This window comes from Tepidibacillus decaturensis, from assembly GCF_001561915.1.
In the GTDB taxonomy this organism is placed as follows: domain Bacteria; phylum Bacillota; class Bacilli; order Tepidibacillales; family Tepidibacillaceae; genus Tepidibacillus_B; species Tepidibacillus_B infernus.
Genome location: NZ_LSKU01000001.1, coordinates 1,271,579 through 1,289,576, shown reverse-complemented (window position 1 = coordinate 1,289,576; position 17,998 = coordinate 1,271,579). Strand labels below are relative to the sequence as shown.

At 35.4% G+C, this 17,998-nt stretch carries 14 protein-coding genes and 2 pseudogenes; 15 read left to right on the top strand and 1 reads right to left on the bottom strand.

Translation table 11 applies throughout. The features are described 5' to 3' along the window. Nucleotides 1-6: 6 nt before the first annotated feature. From U473_RS06230 to U473_RS06170, 14 genes and pseudogenes are all read left to right on the top strand, one after another. Entirely contained in the window at nucleotides 7-1,005 is a 999-nt protein-coding gene (locus tag U473_RS06230; RefSeq protein ID WP_068724454.1) for an ABC transporter substrate-binding protein, read from the top strand. Between the two features lie 122 nt (nucleotides 1,006-1,127). Further along, nucleotides 1,128-2,684: a YifB family Mg chelatase-like AAA ATPase gene (locus tag U473_RS06225; RefSeq protein ID WP_068724452.1), complete on the top strand. Its 1,557-nt coding sequence runs from the start codon at nucleotides 1,128-1,130 to the stop codon at nucleotides 2,682-2,684. Nucleotides 2,685-2,762: 78 nt separating this feature from the next. Then, the gene (locus U473_RS14550) at nucleotides 2,763-2,945 is read left to right on the top strand and encodes a hypothetical protein (protein ID WP_153012014.1); all 183 of its coding nucleotides are present in this window, start codon (nucleotides 2,763-2,765) and stop codon (nucleotides 2,943-2,945) included. Nucleotides 2,946-3,119: 174 nt separating this feature from the next. Then, on the top strand, nucleotides 3,120-4,280 hold the full coding sequence (gene sucC, locus U473_RS06220; protein ID WP_068724450.1) for an ADP-forming succinate--CoA ligase subunit beta: 1,161 nt from the start codon (nucleotides 3,120-3,122) through the stop codon (nucleotides 4,278-4,280). 15 nt (nucleotides 4,281-4,295) lie between these two features. After that, nucleotides 4,296-5,201, top strand: coding sequence for a succinate--CoA ligase subunit alpha (gene sucD / locus U473_RS06215; RefSeq protein ID WP_068724448.1), 906 nt, complete (start codon nucleotides 4,296-4,298; stop codon nucleotides 5,199-5,201). 76 nt (nucleotides 5,202-5,277) lie between these two features. Beyond that, nucleotides 5,278-6,387, top strand: coding sequence for a DNA-processing protein DprA (dprA, locus tag U473_RS06210; RefSeq protein WP_068724446.1), 1,110 nt, complete (start codon nucleotides 5,278-5,280; stop codon nucleotides 6,385-6,387). A 97-nt stretch (nucleotides 6,388-6,484) separates the two neighbouring features. Then, nucleotides 6,485-8,557: a type I DNA topoisomerase gene (topA, locus tag U473_RS06205; protein WP_068724444.1), complete on the top strand. Its 2,073-nt coding sequence runs from the start codon at nucleotides 6,485-6,487 to the stop codon at nucleotides 8,555-8,557. Between the two features lie 12 nt (nucleotides 8,558-8,569). Next, nucleotides 8,570-9,901: an FADH(2)-oxidizing methylenetetrahydrofolate--tRNA-(uracil(54)-C(5))-methyltransferase TrmFO gene (gene trmFO / locus U473_RS06200; protein ID WP_068724443.1), complete on the top strand. Its 1,332-nt coding sequence runs from the start codon at nucleotides 8,570-8,572 to the stop codon at nucleotides 9,899-9,901. A gap of 48 nt (nucleotides 9,902-9,949) precedes the next feature. Beyond that, nucleotides 9,950-10,845, top strand: a pseudogene (gene xerC / locus U473_RS15485) (tyrosine recombinase XerC). A gap of 73 nt (nucleotides 10,846-10,918) precedes the next feature. Further along, nucleotides 10,919-11,461: an ATP-dependent protease subunit HslV gene (gene hslV, locus U473_RS06190; protein WP_068724441.1), complete on the top strand. Its 543-nt coding sequence runs from the start codon at nucleotides 10,919-10,921 to the stop codon at nucleotides 11,459-11,461. A gap of 14 nt (nucleotides 11,462-11,475) precedes the next feature. Next, the gene (hslU, locus tag U473_RS06185) at nucleotides 11,476-12,870 is read left to right on the top strand and encodes an ATP-dependent protease ATPase subunit HslU (RefSeq protein ID WP_068724439.1); all 1,395 of its coding nucleotides are present in this window, start codon (nucleotides 11,476-11,478) and stop codon (nucleotides 12,868-12,870) included. A gap of 12 nt (nucleotides 12,871-12,882) precedes the next feature. Further along, nucleotides 12,883-13,662 (top strand): GTP-sensing pleiotropic transcriptional regulator CodY, encoded by a 780-nt coding sequence (gene codY, locus U473_RS06180; RefSeq protein WP_068724437.1) that lies wholly within the window; start codon nucleotides 12,883-12,885, stop codon nucleotides 13,660-13,662. Nucleotides 13,663-13,779: 117 nt separating this feature from the next. Then, entirely contained in the window at nucleotides 13,780-15,273 is a 1,494-nt protein-coding gene (locus U473_RS06175; protein WP_068724435.1) for a DnaB-like helicase C-terminal domain-containing protein, read from the top strand. 103 nt (nucleotides 15,274-15,376) lie between these two features. Then, complete coding sequence (locus U473_RS06170) at nucleotides 15,377-16,630, top strand: Glu/Leu/Phe/Val family dehydrogenase (RefSeq protein ID WP_068724433.1); 1,254 nt, start codon at nucleotides 15,377-15,379, stop codon at nucleotides 16,628-16,630. Between the two features lie 53 nt (nucleotides 16,631-16,683). On the opposite strand, the gene U473_RS06165 is transcribed toward U473_RS06170, so the two are convergent. Beyond that, a complete protein-coding gene (locus U473_RS06165; protein WP_068724430.1) occupies nucleotides 16,684-17,661 on the bottom strand; it encodes an asparaginase in 978 nt (325 codons plus the stop codon). A 79-nt stretch (nucleotides 17,662-17,740) separates the two neighbouring features. On the opposite strand from U473_RS06165, the pseudogene U473_RS14750 reads away from it, so the two are divergent. Continuing rightward, a pseudogene (locus tag U473_RS14750) lies at nucleotides 17,741-17,998 on the top strand (PrsW family glutamic-type intramembrane protease); the annotation flags it as partial.

Genomic DNA, 17,998 nt, shown 5'->3' with positions numbered 1-17,998 from the left:
AAAATAATGAATAAAAAAATAAAATATATCGTTCCAATTGTTATTCTTGCTTTAATCTTTACTTTTGTTGGGTGTAGTTCAAATCCAAATAATAATGAAACTGAAAAAACAAAATTAAAAGTGATGTTAGATTGGTATCCGAATGCAGTTCATTCGTTTTTATATGTGGCTAAAGAGAAAGGATTTTTTGATCAAGAAGGAATTGATGTAGAGTTTGTTATGCCAGCTGAAACAAATGATCCTCTGCGGTTAGTCGCTGCTGAAAAAGTAGATCTCGCATTAAGTTATCAACCTGAGGTGATTTCGGCCAATGACAAAGGAATTCCCGTCGTATCCATTGCATCGGTTGTCAATCATCCACTAAATGTCTTATTAGTACCTGAAAATAGTGAAATTAAAACTCCCAAGGATTTGGAAGGGAAAACGATTGGATATCCGTCGATCCCAATGAATGAAGCTCTTGTTAAAACGATGATAAAACATAGCGGTGGGAACCCTGAAAAGATTAAAATGGTTGATGTAGGTTGGGATTTAATGTCTGCATTAAGCACGAAAAAGGTTGATGCAATCAGTGGCGGTTATCTTAACCATGAAGAAATTTTATTAAATAAAGAAGGGTTTAAAGTTCGAGAATTTTATCCTCCATCTTATGGTGTTCCAGATTATGCTGAATTAGTACTTGTGACAAGTCAGGAGCAATGGAAAAGGAATCCAGATCTTTTGAAAAAATTTTGGAAAGCTGCGCAAAAAGGACAGGAAGAAGTTCAAAAAAATCCCGAGGATAGTTTGCAAATCTTATTAGATCATCAGCAGAAGGAGTCTCCATTAGATCCCCAAGTGGAAACTGAAAGTTTGGAACGTTTGCTTCCGTTGATGGAGATTTCAGGGCATCCCTTTGGATGGCAAAATAAAGAACAATGGAATGAAGTCCAAGATTGGATGGAAAGTTATCAACTGATTAAAAATAAAAAGCCAGTTGAGCAAATGTTTATAGAAATAGACTAAGTAAAGAAGATTAGCGTCTAATCAATATGGTTAGACGTTTTTTAATGAAAAATTAAAGGAATTTTGAGAAATTGAAAGAAATTTAATAAGAGTCAGATATTACAGGTCAGGGAGTGTTTGCGATGTATGCAAAAGTAATGGGATCATCTATTGTTGGAATTGATGGATATCCCGTTGAAATAGAAGTGGATTTGGCAAACGGGTTACCTCAGTTTCAAATCGTTGGTTTACCTGATTCCTCCATTCGAGAATCAAAAGATCGCGTAAGAGCAGCAATTAAGAACATAGGCTATATTTTCCCAATGAAAAGAATTACTGTCAATTTAGCACCTGCAGACTTAAAAAAAGAAGGTTCTGGATTTGATCTTCCAATGGCAATCGGAATACTTTTAGCTAGTGATCAAATCTCAGAAAGTACCCTACCCATTGAACTAGGAAAAACTCTTTTTATTGGGGAACTTTTATTGGATGGCTCCATCCAACCGGTTAATGGTATCTTGCCAATGGCCATTGCAGCTAAACAAAATCATTTTCAAACTTTGATAGTGCCTAAAGAAAATTTGAGAGAAGCTTATCTTGTACAAGAAATTGATGTTTATGGATTTTCTCATCTAAATGAAGTAATTAGTTTTTTGTCAAATGAAAAAAGAATACATGAAACAAATCGGAACATAAAAATAAATGATCATATCACATTGGATGAGCAGTTAAAATTTGTCGAAGACTTTGCAGATGTAAAGGGACATTATCAAGTAAAACGAGCCATAGAAGTGGCTGTGGCTGGCATGCACAACCTTTTAATGATTGGACCTCCTGGCTCTGGTAAAAGCATGATTGCAAAACGTATTTCCTCTGTATTACCTGAATTGATCTGGGATGAAGTACTAGAAGTGACAAAAATATATAGTGTAGCTGGTGAACTAAAAGAGCGAGGAACACTGATAAAAAAGCGGCCGTTTCGCCAACCCCACCATTCGATTTCAGTAGCTGGGATGATTGGTGGTGGAACAACGCCTAAACCTGGTGAAATCAGTTTAGCTCACCGTGGGATATTATTTCTTGACGAGCTACCTGAATTTCCAAGAAGTATACTTGAATCGTTAAGACAACCATTAGAGGATGGAAAGGTTACAATTAGTCGTGCAAAAGCAAACTATATCTTTCCTTCACAAGTGATGCTGGTTGGGGCCATGAACCCTTGCAAATGTGGATATTATGGCACAGATGTTCCTAACCATGAGTGCCGATGTACCCCGATAGAAGTACAAAGATATCGCTCAAAATTATCTGGTCCATTGCTAGATCGAATAGATATACATATTGAAGTACCTTGGATGAATATAGAAACCTTGCGAGATAAAAAGAAAGAAAAATCATCAAAAGAAATGCGAAAGAAAATTGAAAAGGCTAGAAAAATTCAGGAAAAAAGATTTCAAAAACAGGAGATTCAATTTAATAGTGAAATGAAAACTAGTCAGGTTAAGGAACATTGTATGCTTGAACCAGCAGCTGAATCTCTATTACAACGCTCTTTTGATCAATTTGGTTTTAGTGGCCGTTCCTTAGATCGAATCTTAAAAATATCTAGAACGATTGCTGATTTAGAGGAAAGCGAAACGATTCAAATCGCTCATCTTGCTGAAGCTTTGAATTATCGTGTGTTAGATAAGAGAGATTGAACACTTCTTAAACTTGTGTAGCTTTCATAATCTTATTTATTCGGTAAAATATAATATAGAAGAAAAAGAAAGGAAGTATTGAATATGTATCAAGTAAAAATACTACAAGCAAATCAAAATGATATTTTAGAAGAGCTAATCAATATGTGGTTAAGGGAACAAACTGAAGTAAATGTTGTTGATATTAAGTTTCAGAGTCATTCACTCTCCACAGGAATGACAGAATATGTTGCTGTAATGGTATATGAAGTTCAAGCTTAATTGACAAACTCATTGATAAATATGAATCAACTACTTAATATGTGGTAGTTTTTTCATGTTGAAAATCGTCTAAATAATTGAATTAATTAAAATTTTGTGCAGGATTTATTTAAAAGTTATAGAATAAAACTAGATGTGGAAATCGAAGCTGATTATAGGAGGATGGAGAATAGGATGAATATCCACGAATATCAAGCGAAGGAATTACTGAGGAAACATGGTGTTGCTGTTCCAAAAGGAAAAGTTGCCTTTACTGTTGATGAAGCTGTAAAAACAGCGAAAGAATTAGGAACAGAAGTGGTTGTGGTAAAAGCACAAATTCATGCCGGAGGTAGAGGAAAAGCAGGTGGTGTAAAAATTGCAAAAAATTTAGATGAAGTGCGCAAATATGCAAAAGAGATTCTTGGGAAAGTCCTAGTCACACACCAAACTGGCCCACAGGGCAAAGAGGTTAAGCGCTTACTTATAGAAGAGGGTAGTAAAATTAAAAAAGAATATTATGTTGGTGTCGTTGTTGACCGTGCAACGAGTCGTGTTGTGATGATGGCCTCTGAAGAAGGGGGAATGGAAATCGAAGAAGTTGCGGCAAAAACCCCTGAAAAAATTATAAAAGAAGTGATTGACCCTGCCGTTGGATTACAGCCATTCCAAGCACGCAAATTAGCTTTTGCGATCAACATACCTGGTTCATTAGTTAATAAAGCGGTTAAGTTTATGATGGGATTATACCAAGTATTTGTTGAAAAGGATGCCTCTGTCGCAGAGATCAATCCATTAGTCGTTACTGAAGAAGGTGAAGTCGTTGCATTAGATGCTAAAATTAATTTTGATTCGAATGCCTTGTATCGTCACCCGGAAATAAAAGAACTTCGTGATTTAGATGAAGAAGATCCTAAAGAGATCGAAGCTTCTAAGTTTGATTTAAACTATATAGCGTTAGACGGTAACATTGGTTGTATGGTTAATGGTGCTGGATTAGCGATGTCAACGATGGATATTATCAAATATTATGGTGGAGAGCCTGCGAATTTCCTTGATGTAGGTGGTGGTGCTACTACTGAGAATGTAAAAGAAGCATTTAAAATCATACTCTCTGATTCCAAAGTCAAAGGAATCTTTGTCAATATTTTTGGTGGCATCATGAAATGTGATATCATAGCGAATGGAATTGTAACTGCCGCTAAAGAAGTAAAGCTTGACCGCCCATTAGTCGTACGCCTTGAGGGAACAAATGTTGAGTTAGGAAAACAAATTTTGAATGATTCCGGCTTAAACATTGTTGCAGCAGATTCAATGGCAGACGGTGCAAAGAAAATTGTAGAATTAGTTAAATAGGAAGGCGGGGAAAAGATGAGTATACTAATCAATAAAGATACAAAAGTAATTACTCAAGGTATAACAGGTGCAACTGGTATGTTTCATACCAAACAAGCCTTAGAATATGGAACTAAAATGGTTGGTGGTGTTACACCTGGTAAAGGTGGTACAGAAGTCCTAGGACTACCAGTATTTGATACCGTGAAAGAAGCTGTTGAAAAAACAAGAGCAACCGCTTCAGTTATCTATGTTCCACCTGCATTTGCAGCAGATGCAATTATGGAGGCTGTTGATGCTGAATTAGAGCTAGTTGTATGTATTACAGAAGGTATACCTGTGCTAGATATGGTAAAAGTAAAACGTTACATGGAGGGTAAAAAAACACGTTTAGTCGGTCCTAACTGTCCCGGTGTGATAACACCTGGGGAGTGTAAAATTGGGATTATGCCTGGATATATTCATGTTCCTGGCCATGTTGGAATTGTTTCGAGAAGTGGAACATTAACTTATGAAGCTGTTCATCAATTATCACAAAAGGGAATTGGCCAATCTTCTGCTGTAGGTATTGGTGGGGATCCAGTCAATGGAACGAATTTTATCGATGTTTTAAAAATGTTTAATGATGATCCATATACGTATGCTGTGATTATGATTGGAGAAATTGGTGGAACAGCGGAAGAAGAAGCAGCAGAATGGATTAAAGTGAATATGAAAAAACCAGTTGTTGGTTTTATCGGTGGCCAAACTGCTCCTCCTGGAAAACGAATGGGGCACGCAGGAGCCATTATTTCTGGAGGAAAAGGTACAGCGAAAGAAAAAGTTGCTAAATTAGAAGAAGCAGGAGTTCGAGTCGCATCAACCCCTTCTGATATTGGTTCAACTTTAATCCAAGTTCTTGAAGAAAAAGGACTACTACAACAATGTATTACTAAAAAATAATAGTCTAATATTCCTAGGGGCGTTTAAACGCCTCTTTATTATATCGTATTATATTTGGATAGAAAGGGTTATTTTAATGGGGATAGTGGGTTTGGTAAATGATAGAGAATTATTGATCTACCTTCATAGTCTGAATGGAGTAGGCTCTAGAACAATAAACAAAATTTTGGCTAATCTTACCACATTAAATGAAATTTTAGATTTTCAACCATTAGAATTATCGATGAAAACAGGAATAGACTTTAAGGTAGCTGAAAAGATTGTGAATCAGTTAAATGAAAGAGATCTTCTAGATTTTTTAGATCGATTAAACGAATGGGGAAAACTAGGTATTGATGTTATTACTTTTCATGACCAAGCGTACCCAGAAATGTTAAAGGAAATTGCTCAACCGTCATGGGTCTTATTTACTAGAGGGGATCTAGGACTTTTCCAAACTCCATCTATCTCGATCGTTGGAACTAGAAATCCTACTCCATATGGTCGAATGGTTGCCGAGCAATTAGCAAAAGATTTGAGTGAATATGGTTGGGTGATTACCAGTGGAATGGCAAGAGGAATTGATCGTTTTGCCCATGAAGGGGCACTTAAGTCTGACGGTAAAACAATCGCAGTTTTGGGAAATGGTATAGATGTGATTTATCCAAAAGAAAATAAAAAAATTTACGAAGCGATCATAGAAAAAGGGTTAATTGTATCAGAATATCCTCCTGGTACACAACCACATCCAGGTTTTTTTCCACAAAGAAATCGAATCATTAGTGGTTTGACCTATGGAACCATTGTAGTGGAAGCTTCTTTAAGAAGTGGATCTTTAATTACTGCTCAATATGCATTAGAACAATCTAGAGAAGTGTTTGCTGTTCCAGGCCCAATTACTTCTAAGCAAAGTTTTGGAACAAATGCATTAATTAAACAAGGAGCAAAATGTATTCAAGAAGTGAATGATATTCTTGAAGAGTTCCCTTATTTAAAATTTAGTTCTAGAAAAGACTCAAAACTTGAAGTACAACTAAGTGAATCAGAAGAAAAAATATATTCAATGATTCACGCCCAAATACATATCAATGAAATCATCGATTTATTATCTTTAACTTTATCAGAAGTTTATGAGATTCTACTCTCTTTACAATTAAAAGATAAAATTAAACAACTTCCCGGCGGTTTTTATATGAGAAAAAACTAAACTTTTGATACTGAAAAATTTGACAAAAAGAAGTTTACTATTTAATAATAGGAAATGTTACACGCAAATGTGGTGAGTAAGAGGGGAGGAAAAAAATATGGCAGATTCTCTAGTCATTGTAGAATCACCTGCTAAAGCAAAAACCATCGGAAAATATTTAGGGAAGAAATATATTGTAAAGGCATCCATGGGTCATGTCATTGATTTACCAAAAAGTCAATTAGGTGTTGAAATAGAAAACCAATTCTCCCCCAAATATATAACCATAAGAGGAAAAGGTGAAGTCTTAAAGAACCTAAGAGATGCTACAAAAAAAGTGAAAAATGTATACTTAGCTGCTGACCCTGACCGAGAAGGGGAAGCAATCGCTTGGCATTTGGCAAGAGCGTTAAATATAGACGAAAATAAAAAATGCCGTGTTGTATTTAATGAAATTACAAAAGATGCAATTAAAGAAGCTTTTAAACATCCGCGAAAAGTAAATAAGGATCTCGTAGATGCACAACAGGCGAGAAGAATATTAGATCGATTAGTGGGATACAAAATAAGTCCACTCTTATGGAAAAAAGTAAAAAAGGGATTAAGTGCAGGGCGTGTTCAATCTGTTGCAGTAAAATTGATCTATGATCGTGAAAAAGAAATTAAAGAATTTGTGGCTGAGGAATATTGGTCTGTTACTTTGTTATTAGAAACTCATGGGGAAAACTTTGAAGCAAAATTCTTTGGATATGATGGCAAAAAAACAGAGTTACATTCAAATGAAGAAGTGAAACAGTTACTAGAAAGCATTGAAGGTTATCCCGTCATTATTTCGGAAGTGAAAAAAAGTGAAAGAACCCGAAACCCGGCACTTCCATTTATTACTAGTTCATTACAGCAAGAGGCAGCACGAAAATTAAATTTCCGTGCCTCTAAAACAATGTCTATTGCACAACAATTATATGAAGGGATCGAATTAGGAAAGGAAGGAACAGTAGGTCTAATTACCTATATGCGAACGGACTCAACAAGGGTATCCCAAGTTGCACAAGAAGAAGCAAAGCAATATATCAAAAAAACATATGGAGAAAAATATTTACCTAAAAATCCGCGAACAGCAAAAAAGGGGAAAAACGCTCAAGATGCTCATGAAGCCATTCGGCCAACATCTGTCTTCAAAACACCAGATTCATTAAAAGCATTTTTATCAAGAGATCAATTAAGGTTGTACCGCCTGATTTGGGAGCGTTTTGTTTCAAGTCAAATGGCACCAGCGATCTTAGACACAATGATGGTTGATATTAATATTGGAGAAAGAAATGCTTTATTTAGAGCAACAGGTTCCAAAATTAAATTTCCCGGGTTTATTAAACTGTACGTAGAAGGAAATGATGATGGAAATAAAGATGAAGAACGTTTTTTACCTCCGTTGGAAGAAAAACAAGAACTTACGCTAAAAAATATAGACCCAGAACAACATTTCACCCAACCACCTCCTAGATACACAGAAGCTCGGTTGGTTAAGACTATGGAAGAACTAGGGATTGGTAGACCTAGCACGTATGCACCAACATTAGAAACCATTCAAAAAAGAGGCTATGTTAAACTAGAAGATAAAAAATTTGTCCCCACTGAACTAGGTGAGCTCGTTATTATTCTAATGAAAAAGTTCTTCCCGGAAATTCTTGATGTAGAATTTACCGCACATATGGAAGATCAGCTGGATAAAATTGAAGATGGAAACTTAAAATGGGTAGATGTATTGGAAAACTTTTATAGGGATTTTGAAAAAAGATTAAAACATGCTGAAGAAGAGATGAAAGAAGTAGAAATCAAAGATGAGATCTCTGACCAAATATGTGAAAAATGTGGTCGCCTTATGGTTTATAAAATGGGGAGATTTGGGAAATTCTTAGCATGTTCAGGATTTCCAGAATGTAGAAATACTAAACCGATTGTAAAACTCATTGATGTTAGTTGCCCAAAATGTGGTGGAGAAATTGTCGAAAGAAAAGGTAAAAAGAAATTGTTCTATGGGTGTAACCATTACCCAAATTGTGATTTTATCTCTTTTGATAAACCGATTACCAGACCATGCCCCAAATGTGGCGGTTTAATGGTGGAAAAAAGATCAAAAAAAGGTACACAAATTCAGTGTACTGAGTGTGATTATAAGGAAGAAGTACAATAATGGAGGCACAACATGACGAAACAGAATAATGTGAATGTGATCGGAGCAGGTTTAGCTGGAAGTGAAGCGGCATGGCAACTTGCTAAATATGGAATACCTGTTAAATTATATGAAATGCGTCCAACGAAAAGCTCACCTGCTCATCATACCTCACAATTTGCAGAGTTAGTATGTAGTAACTCATTACGTTCAAACAGTTTGACAAATGCTGTTGGACTTCTAAAAGAAGAAATGAGAAAATTTCATTCGATTATCATAGAAACAGCTGATAAATATGCGGTACCAGCGGGAGGAGCCTTAGCAGTTGATCGGAACTTATTCTCGCAGACGATTACTCAAACGATTAAAAATCATCCATTGATAGATGTTATCCATGAAGAAGTAACAGAGATTCCTGAAGGAATTACAATTGTGGCGACTGGCCCTTTAACCTCTGAGAACCTATCCAAAGAAATTTCTAAACTGTTAGGGGAAGAATATCTTTATTTTTATGATGCTGCGGCACCGATCATTGAAAAAGAGAGTATAGATTTTGACAAGGTCTTTATTGCTTCAAGATATGATAAAGGAGAAGCAGCCTATATCAATTGTCCAATGACTGAAGAGGAATTTAATCGATTTTATGACGCATTAGTTGAAGCAGAAACTGCAGAACGAAAAAGCTTTGAAAAGAAAATCTATTTTGAAGGGTGTATGCCTGTAGAAGTGATGGTAAAAAGAGGAAGGCAAACCCTTCTCTTTGGACCTATGAAACCAGTCGGATTGATAGATCCTAAAACAGGAAAGCAACCTTTCGCTGTTATTCAATTAAGACAGGATAATGCGGAGGGAACTTTATATAATATTGTTGGTTTTCAAACCCATCTAAAATGGGGGGAACAAAAAAGAATCATCCAAATGATTCCGGGACTTGAAAATGCAGAAATCGTTCGTTATGGGGTTATGCATCGAAATACTTTTATTAATTCTCCTAAAGTATTAAAACCAACGTATCAATTTAAAGAAAATGACCAATTATTTTTTGCGGGTCAAATGACGGGGGTTGAAGGCTATGTGGAATCTGCTGCCTCTGGCATGATAGCAGGAATCAATGCAGCACTTCTATTTAAAGGAAAAGAGCCTGTTATATTTCCAAACGAAACAGCATTAGGTAGTATGGCACACTATATTACAACAGCTGATCACAAACACTTTCAACCAATGAATGCTAATTTTGGTCTATTACCCAGTTTAAACCAGAAAATAAAAAACAAAAACGAAAGAAATTTACAATTATCCCAAAGAGCACTAACGACAATTCAGAATTTTTCACAATACGTACACAATTTAGCTTGTGATTTTTAACATTACTATGTTAATATTATGTTGCCTTTACATAAGAGGGGACAAAAAATGAATCAGATCGATCAATATTTAATAGAATTTCAAGGGTATTTGCAAATTGAAAAAAATGTATCTACTCATACATTACAAAATTATTTAAAGGATATACAGGCCTTCACTTTATTTATGACATCAAAAGGAAAAAATACTTATCAAGAAGTGACTTATCTTGATGTAAGAAATTATTTAGCCTTACTAAATGAAAAACATTATGCTCGTAAATCAATAGCAAGAAAGCTTTCAAGTTTAAGAACTTTTTTCGATTTTTAATGAGAGAGAATTATCTTAAAACAAATCCTTTTAAAATGGTATCAACACCAAAGATTGAAAAGAAGTTGCCTCATTTTATGTACCCTGAAGAAATACAGGAACTGATTGATGCTCCTAACCTTACAAAGCCTTTGGGTATTAGGGATAGAGCTATAATTGAAGTCCTGTATGCTAGTGGTATTCGGGTAAGTGAATTAGTTAGTCTAGACTTAAACTCAATCGATTTGGTGAATGGAACAGCATTAGTATTTGGAAAAGGGGCTAAGGAAAGATATGTTCCCTTAGGTAGATTTGCAATCCAATCCTTACATCATTATATAGAAGATGCTAGACCAAAATTGAAACCTATTGAAATAGAACGAGCCCTCTTTTTAAATAAAAATGGGGAACGCCTTACAGATCGAAGTGTCCGCCGAATGATTGATAAGTATGTTCGAGGCTTATCATTTTCCAAGAAGGTCAGTCCTCATACATTACGTCATACGTTTGCAACACACTTGTTAAATGCAGGAGCAGACTTGCGTTCAGTTCAGGAATTATTGGGTCATGTGAATATTTCAACAACACAGATTTATACCCACGTGACTAAGGAAAGATTGCAAAATATTTATAAAAATACTCATCCAAGAGCATAGTAATGAAATCATATTTAAATGTAAATTTTCTGAATATATATTCCTTAAAAAGGATATAAAGGAGGATGAAAGGATGTCAGAACCCTTTCACGCAACCACTATTTTTGCCATTCAACATAATGGCCATTCAGCCATGGCTGGTGATGGTCAAGTCACTTTTGGTAATAGTATGGTGATGAAGCATTCTGCCAAAAAAGTACGAAAACTATATCGCGGTGAAGTAATTGCTGGATTTGCAGGATCAGTTGCAGATGCTTTTACACTATTTGAAAAGTTTGAAGGTAAGCTTGAAGAATATCATGGTAATTTGCAAAGAGCAGCAGTAGAATTAGCCAAAGAATGGAGAATGGATAAGATACTACGTCGCCTTGAAGCAATGATCATCGTGATGAATAAAGACTATTTGCTTTTAGTCTCTGGAAATGGTGAGGTGATTGAGCCTGATGATGGTATTTTGGCCATTGGTTCAGGTGGAATGTATGCATTATCAGCAGGTCGGGCATTAAAAAGACATGCAACTCAATTATCTGCAAGAGAAATTGCCGAATCTGCTCTTAAGATTGCGGCAGAGATTTGTGTTTATACAAATGATCAGATTATTATAGAAGAACTATAAAGGGGGGAATCATGATGGTAAGACATAAATCCTTAACCCCACGTGAAATTGTTTCTGAATTAGATAAATATATTGTAGGTCAAAAACAGGCAAAACGTGCCGTTGCGATTGCACTTAGAAATCGTTACCGAAGAAGTCTTTTGGATACAGCGATTCGGGACGAAATCGTTCCAAAAAATATTCTGATGATTGGACCAACTGGGGTAGGAAAAACAGAGATTGCAAGAAGATTAGCTAAGTTAGTTGGGGCTCCTTTTATTAAAATTGAGGCCACAAAATTTACTGAGGTAGGGTATGTTGGTCGAGATGTAGAATCGATGGTTAGGGATTTGATCGAAACTTCAATCAGAATGGTTAAGAATGAAAAGACAGAAAAGGTTAAGGATAAAGCAGAAGAATTGGCAAACGATCGCATTGTTGAAATTTTAGTACCGATGAAAAAGAAGAATAGAAACATGAAAAACCCACTTGAGATGTTATTTGGAGGTCAAACCCAAGAACCAACACATGAGGATGTAGTTGAAGAAGATCATATCAATGAGAGAAGAAGAAAAATTCGTTTTCAGCTCCTAAATGGTCAACTAGAAGATGAAGTGATTGAGATCGAAGTAGAGGACAATTCACCCTCAATGCTTGATATTTTTTCTGGTTCTGGTGTAGAACAAATGGGTTTAAATATGCAAGATGTATTAGGAAATTTAATCCCTAAAAAAACCAAAAGACGAAAATTGCCAATTAAAGAAGCTAGAAAGTTTATTGTTCAAGAAGAAGCACAGAAATTGATCGATATGGATGAAGTTATTCAAGAATCGATTGAGAGAGCAGAACAATCCGGTATTATATTTATTGATGAAATTGATAAAATTGCTGGAAAAGAAAGAGGACCTGATGTTTCAAGAGAAGGAGTTCAAAGAGATATCTTGCCCATTGTTGAAGGGTCAACAGTGATGACCAAATATGGTGCGATTAAAACTGACTATATCTTATTTATTGCAGCAGGTGCATTTCATATGTCAAAGCCCTCTGATCTAATTCCTGAATTACAAGGGAGGTTTCCAATTCGAGTTGAATTACAAGATTTGAGTATTGAAGATTTTGTTCAGATACTAAAAGAACCCCAAAATGCCCTAACTAAGCAATATGTTTCCTTACTTCAAACTGAGGGAATTGAAATTGAATTTTCAAATGAGGCGATTTATGAAATAGCCAAATTAGCAGCAGAGGTGAACCAAACCACAGATAATATAGGGGCTAGACGCTTACATACAATCTTGGAGAAGCTGCTAGAGGATCTATCCTTTGAGGCTCCAGACATTCATTTAGAAAAAGTCATTATTACCCCAGAATATGTGAGGGAAAAACTTTCAACGATTGTAGAGAATCGAGATTTATCTCAGTATATATTGTAGGAGGATTATACAATGGATCTTTTATCAAAAACTAGAAGAATTAATCGATTATTACAAAAAGCTGCTGGTCATGCTGTTAATTTTAATGAAATGGCTGAGATCCTAAGTGATGTGATTGAAGCAAATATTTTTGTGGTGAGCCGAAAAGGTAAATTACTAGGTTTGGCTATTGCACAAGAAATTGAAAATGAACGTATTTCTGAAATGCTTAAACAAAGGCAATTTCCAGAAGAATATAATGCTTTATTGATGAAACAGGATGAGACTGTCACTAACATTGGAATTGATAGCCCACTATCTTCTTTTCCAGCTGAAATGAAGGATATTTTTAAGGATAGTTATACTACCCTCGTACCAATCATCGGTGGCGGTGACCGAATTGGAACACTTATTCTTGGAAGACTAAGTGAGCAATTTGGAGACGAAGACTTAATCTTAGCTGAATATGGTGCCACTGTCGTTGGAATGGAAATTCTTAGAGAACGTTCTGAAGCGATGGAAGAAGAAGTAAGAAGTAAAGCAGTGGTACAGATGGCCATCGGCTCACTTTCATATAGTGAACTTGAAGCGATAGAGCATATTTTTGAAGAGCTAGATGGAAAAGAAGGTTTGTTAGTCGCAAGTAAAATTGCTGACCGTGTTGGAATCACTCGTTCAGTCATCGTAAACGCTCTAAGAAAGTTAGAAAGTGCAGGTGTGATCGAATCCCGTTCATTAGGTATGAAAGGAACGTATATCAAGGTATTAAATGAAAAATTAATCACCGAATTGGATAAACTTCGCACCTCTTAAATTAAAATATTATAAATTTTAAAAAAACTGCCAAACGGGCAGTTTTTTTATTGTACTCATGATAGAAATAAATCTAAAATAGACTTAATAGGAGAGAAAAAGGGGAGGGAGAGAACCATGACGTTTGATCAAATTATGCAAAGAAACATCTCATCTAAAGAATTACTTCAAATGGTCCAATATTATCGTGGCCAATTAACTCAGGATGCACTTGATTATTTAAAGGATAGAGGAATTCAATCAGAAATAATAGAGAAATTTTTAATTGGTTTTGAAAAAGATATGATAGGATTTCAGCCCAATGACAAAGGTTTTAACGGATATTTTCACAATCGGATAATTTTTCCTTTGCAGACGATGGAACAGGATGTCGTCGATTTAATTGGGAGAAGTATCGATGGTAGAGAGCCAAAATTTAAATCTTTAATTGGTGTCGAGGATGTATTTTTTAATGAAATGGTTCTAAAACAGGTAGATGATGTGATTCTGTGTAATTCTATTTTTGATGTGTTGTCTTTAGAGCAAGCAAAATTACCTAGTATTTGTATGATAAACAGCCAATTAAATGATCAATTACTAACTAAAATGGAGAATAAGCGAGTTTTTATTTGTTTTGGTAATGATGAAATTGGTAGAAGAGAAACGATCAGAGTGGCAAAATGGTTAGAATCAGTTATAAAAGAGTTGTATATTATTCATCTGCCAAAAGGGTTCAAAGATGTAAATGACTTCTTTATTCGAATGAAAAATCCTTCGGATGAATTTATAAATATAATTAATAAAACATTGAAAGAAAGCTTGTTATCACCAATTGCTCCAGATAGTTCAAATCTAGTTCTATTTCAAGAAGAATATATCAAACGATACAATAAAAAACTAAGTGGAATTAAAACTGGATTTAAGGCCTTAGATGAATTATTAGTAGGGGGACTACAAGAAGGCTTGTATTTGGTTGGTGGTGCTGTTTCTGTTGGGAAAACAACCTTCTTAAAACAATTAACAGACCAAATGGCAACAAATGTACCTGTGCTTTATATTTCTTGGGATATGACCTCATTTGAATTATGGGTTAGAAGCATGTCGAGGTTTACTGGTTGTTCTACCCAACAAATTTTTTCAGGCCAAGTTCCCGTGCAAGATATTCAATTAGCAAATCAAACCTATTCAACCCTTGCTAAAAACATTTGGACCTTAGATGCAAATATTCATACATCTTTAGAAGATATTGCGATCATTCTAAACAAAATTTTACTTCAGCTACATAAAAAGCCTGTTATAATCTTTGACCACCTTCAAAGGATTCATTTAAAACAAGGGCTTTCAATGCCTGCCCATGAACAGCAGCTGCATGTAACCTATAATTTACACCATTGGTCTAGGCAATGGGGAGTACCTATTTTACTGTCAGCAACAGGAAAAGAAGAAAATTTCCCCCCGGAATTAGTGGCTTCTATTGATAGTTACATCCATTTAGAAGGAAATAACAAAGAAGAAAATTCACTTGTCACTATTGAATTAAAAAAGAATCGTAATGGCTCAATTGGAAAAATACAGTTTAGCTTTAATAAAACAATAGGATTATTTTCAGAAATTTTAAAAGATGCAGATTAGAATAAAATGTCTTCTCAATCTAAAAACAAGGGTGTATACTTAACCTGACAAGATGATTTCTAATGATGATTTCTAATATTTGTTTTTCCGAGGTGGTAAAATCATGGATCAAGAACAGGAAAATTTAAATTTGCTTGTTTCAACCCAAATCGTTATTAAAGAAGCTTTAGAAAAATTGGGTTATCCAGAAAACATGTATGACTTATTAAAAGAACCATTACGTATGTTAACCGTGCGCATTCCTATTCGAATGGACAACGGGGAGGTTAAAGTGTTTACAGGCTATCGTGCACAACACAATGATGCAGTTGGACCAACAAAAGGTGGTGTTCGTTTTCATCCTGATGTAACTGAGGATGAAGTGAAAGCGCTTTCTATTTGGATGAGCCTTAAAGCCGGTATCGTTGATTTGCCATATGGGGGAGGTAAAGGTGGAATTATATGTGATCCCCGTGAAATGTCTTTTAGAGAGTTAGAGCGTTTAAGCCGAGGATATGTTCGTGCAATAAGCCAAGTTGTAGGTCCAACTAAAGATATTCCTGCACCAGATGTATTTACAAATTCACAAATTATGGCATGGATGATGGATGAATATAGTCGAATTCGAGAGTTCGATTCTCCAGGATTTATTACAGGTAAGCCGTTAGTATTAGGTGGTTCCCATGGGCGTGAATCTGCTACTGCAAAAGGTGTTGCTCTAATGATTCGTGAGGCTGCTCGGAAAAAAGGAATCCAGCTTGAAGACGCAAAAGTGGTGATTCAAGGTTTTGGGAATGCCGGTAGTTACTTAGCAAAATTTATGTATGATGCTGGTGCTAAAGTCATTGGGATTTCAGATGCTTATGGTGCTTTACATAATGAAGATGGATTAGATATTGATTATCTTCTTGATCGAAGAGATTCTTTTGGTACAGTAACAAAGCTTTTTAAAAACACAATCACAAATAAAGAATTGTTAGAATTAGAATGTGATATTTTAGTCCCTGCTGCGATTGAGAATCAGATTACAGCAGTAAACGCTAATAAAATCAAAGCGAAAATAGTTGTTGAAGCTGCAAATGGACCAACAACGATTGAAGCAACAAAAATTTTAACTGAAAAAGATATCCTATTAGTACCAGATGTTCTTGCAAGTGCTGGTGGAGTAACCGTATCTTACTTTGAATGGGTACAGAACAACCAAGGATATTATTGGACAGAAGAAGAAGTTTGGCAAAAGCTTGAAGAAGTGATGGTTAGATCCTTTAACAATGTTTATAATACATCCGTTTCTAGAAAAGTAGATATGAGATTAGCCGCATATATGGTTGGCGTTCGTAAAATGGCAGAAGCTTCTAGATTCCGTGGTTGGGTATAATAGATGATTTTATAGGTTAGATAAAAGCTCTCTAAAAAAATTCTTAGAGAGCTTTATACATCAAAATATTGTTGTAAATTGATAGATGGATCCTTTTTAAAAAGGTTGATTGTTATCATTAATTTAATTCTAGCCTTTTGACCGTTTAACCCATTAGAAAAGATTAAACCTAAATCTTTTAATTGTTTTCCTCCGCCTTCGTACCCATAAACAGCATCTACAAAACCATTAAAACATCTTGAAACCAATACGATTGGGATTCCTTTCTCGATCCCCTTTTTAATTCCCCCTAGCATTTCTGGAGGTAAATTCCCCTGTCCAAGTCCTTCAATAACGATTCCTTCATACCCATGTTCAATCAATGTGTTAATGAGTAAATCGTCCATTCCTGCTGCAGCTTTAACCAATCCAATCTTTGTATTTGGAGGAGAGAGCTCATAATTATCTCTTAGTAAAGGGGCATGTGAAAAACGAATACCCTTTTTTGTCACTGTTCCAATCGGCCCATTTTCTGGGGACTGAAATGTTGCAACGTTGCTGGTGTGGGTTTTGGTTACATAACGAGCTGCGTGAATTTCATCATTAAATACAACAAGAACACCTTTTCCAGTCGAAGAGGGATCTGCTACAACACGAACCGCACCTACTAAATTAACTGGCCCATCTGCCCCTAATTCATTGCTACTTCTCATTGCACCAGTTAAAACGACTGGCTTATCACTTGTTAGCAAAAGGTCTAGAAAATAAGCCGTCTCCTCAAGTGTATCAGTCCCATGAGTGATGACAATTCCCAGTACCTCGTCATCCTCTAGATATTTTTTAGTGTGAAGAGCCAATTGATACATTTTCTCTGGTGTCATGTGTGGACTAGGAATATTCATAAAATGCTCCATTTCTACATTCACATATTCTTCTAAAAACGGAAGAAAAAAATCGAGTGTATCTTGATCAAGTGGTTTTACTGTTTTTGTTTTAAGGTCCTCACTCATTGCTATTGTACCGCCAGTTGTGATAATAACCACTTTTGACATTATTTACCCTCCGTTACTATTGAAGTTACATTTAATTACATGATACGATAACATCAGAATGAATCAAAGGAGTTTTTTTATGATTACACTGATTAGCGGTGCATTTGCACCAGGGATTGCTTTACTTAGTTTCATATATTTAAAGGATAAATATGAATTAGAACCTCTACATTTGATCATCAAAATGTTTATAATAGGTACAATTTTAGTTTTTCCAGCTTATGTTTTTGAGAGAATGATTCAAGAAGGACTAGCCCACTGGAATTTGCCCATTTTGAGTACAGCGGTGGTTGAGGAATTTTTAAAATGCTTTATTCTTTATTTTTTAATTTTTAAC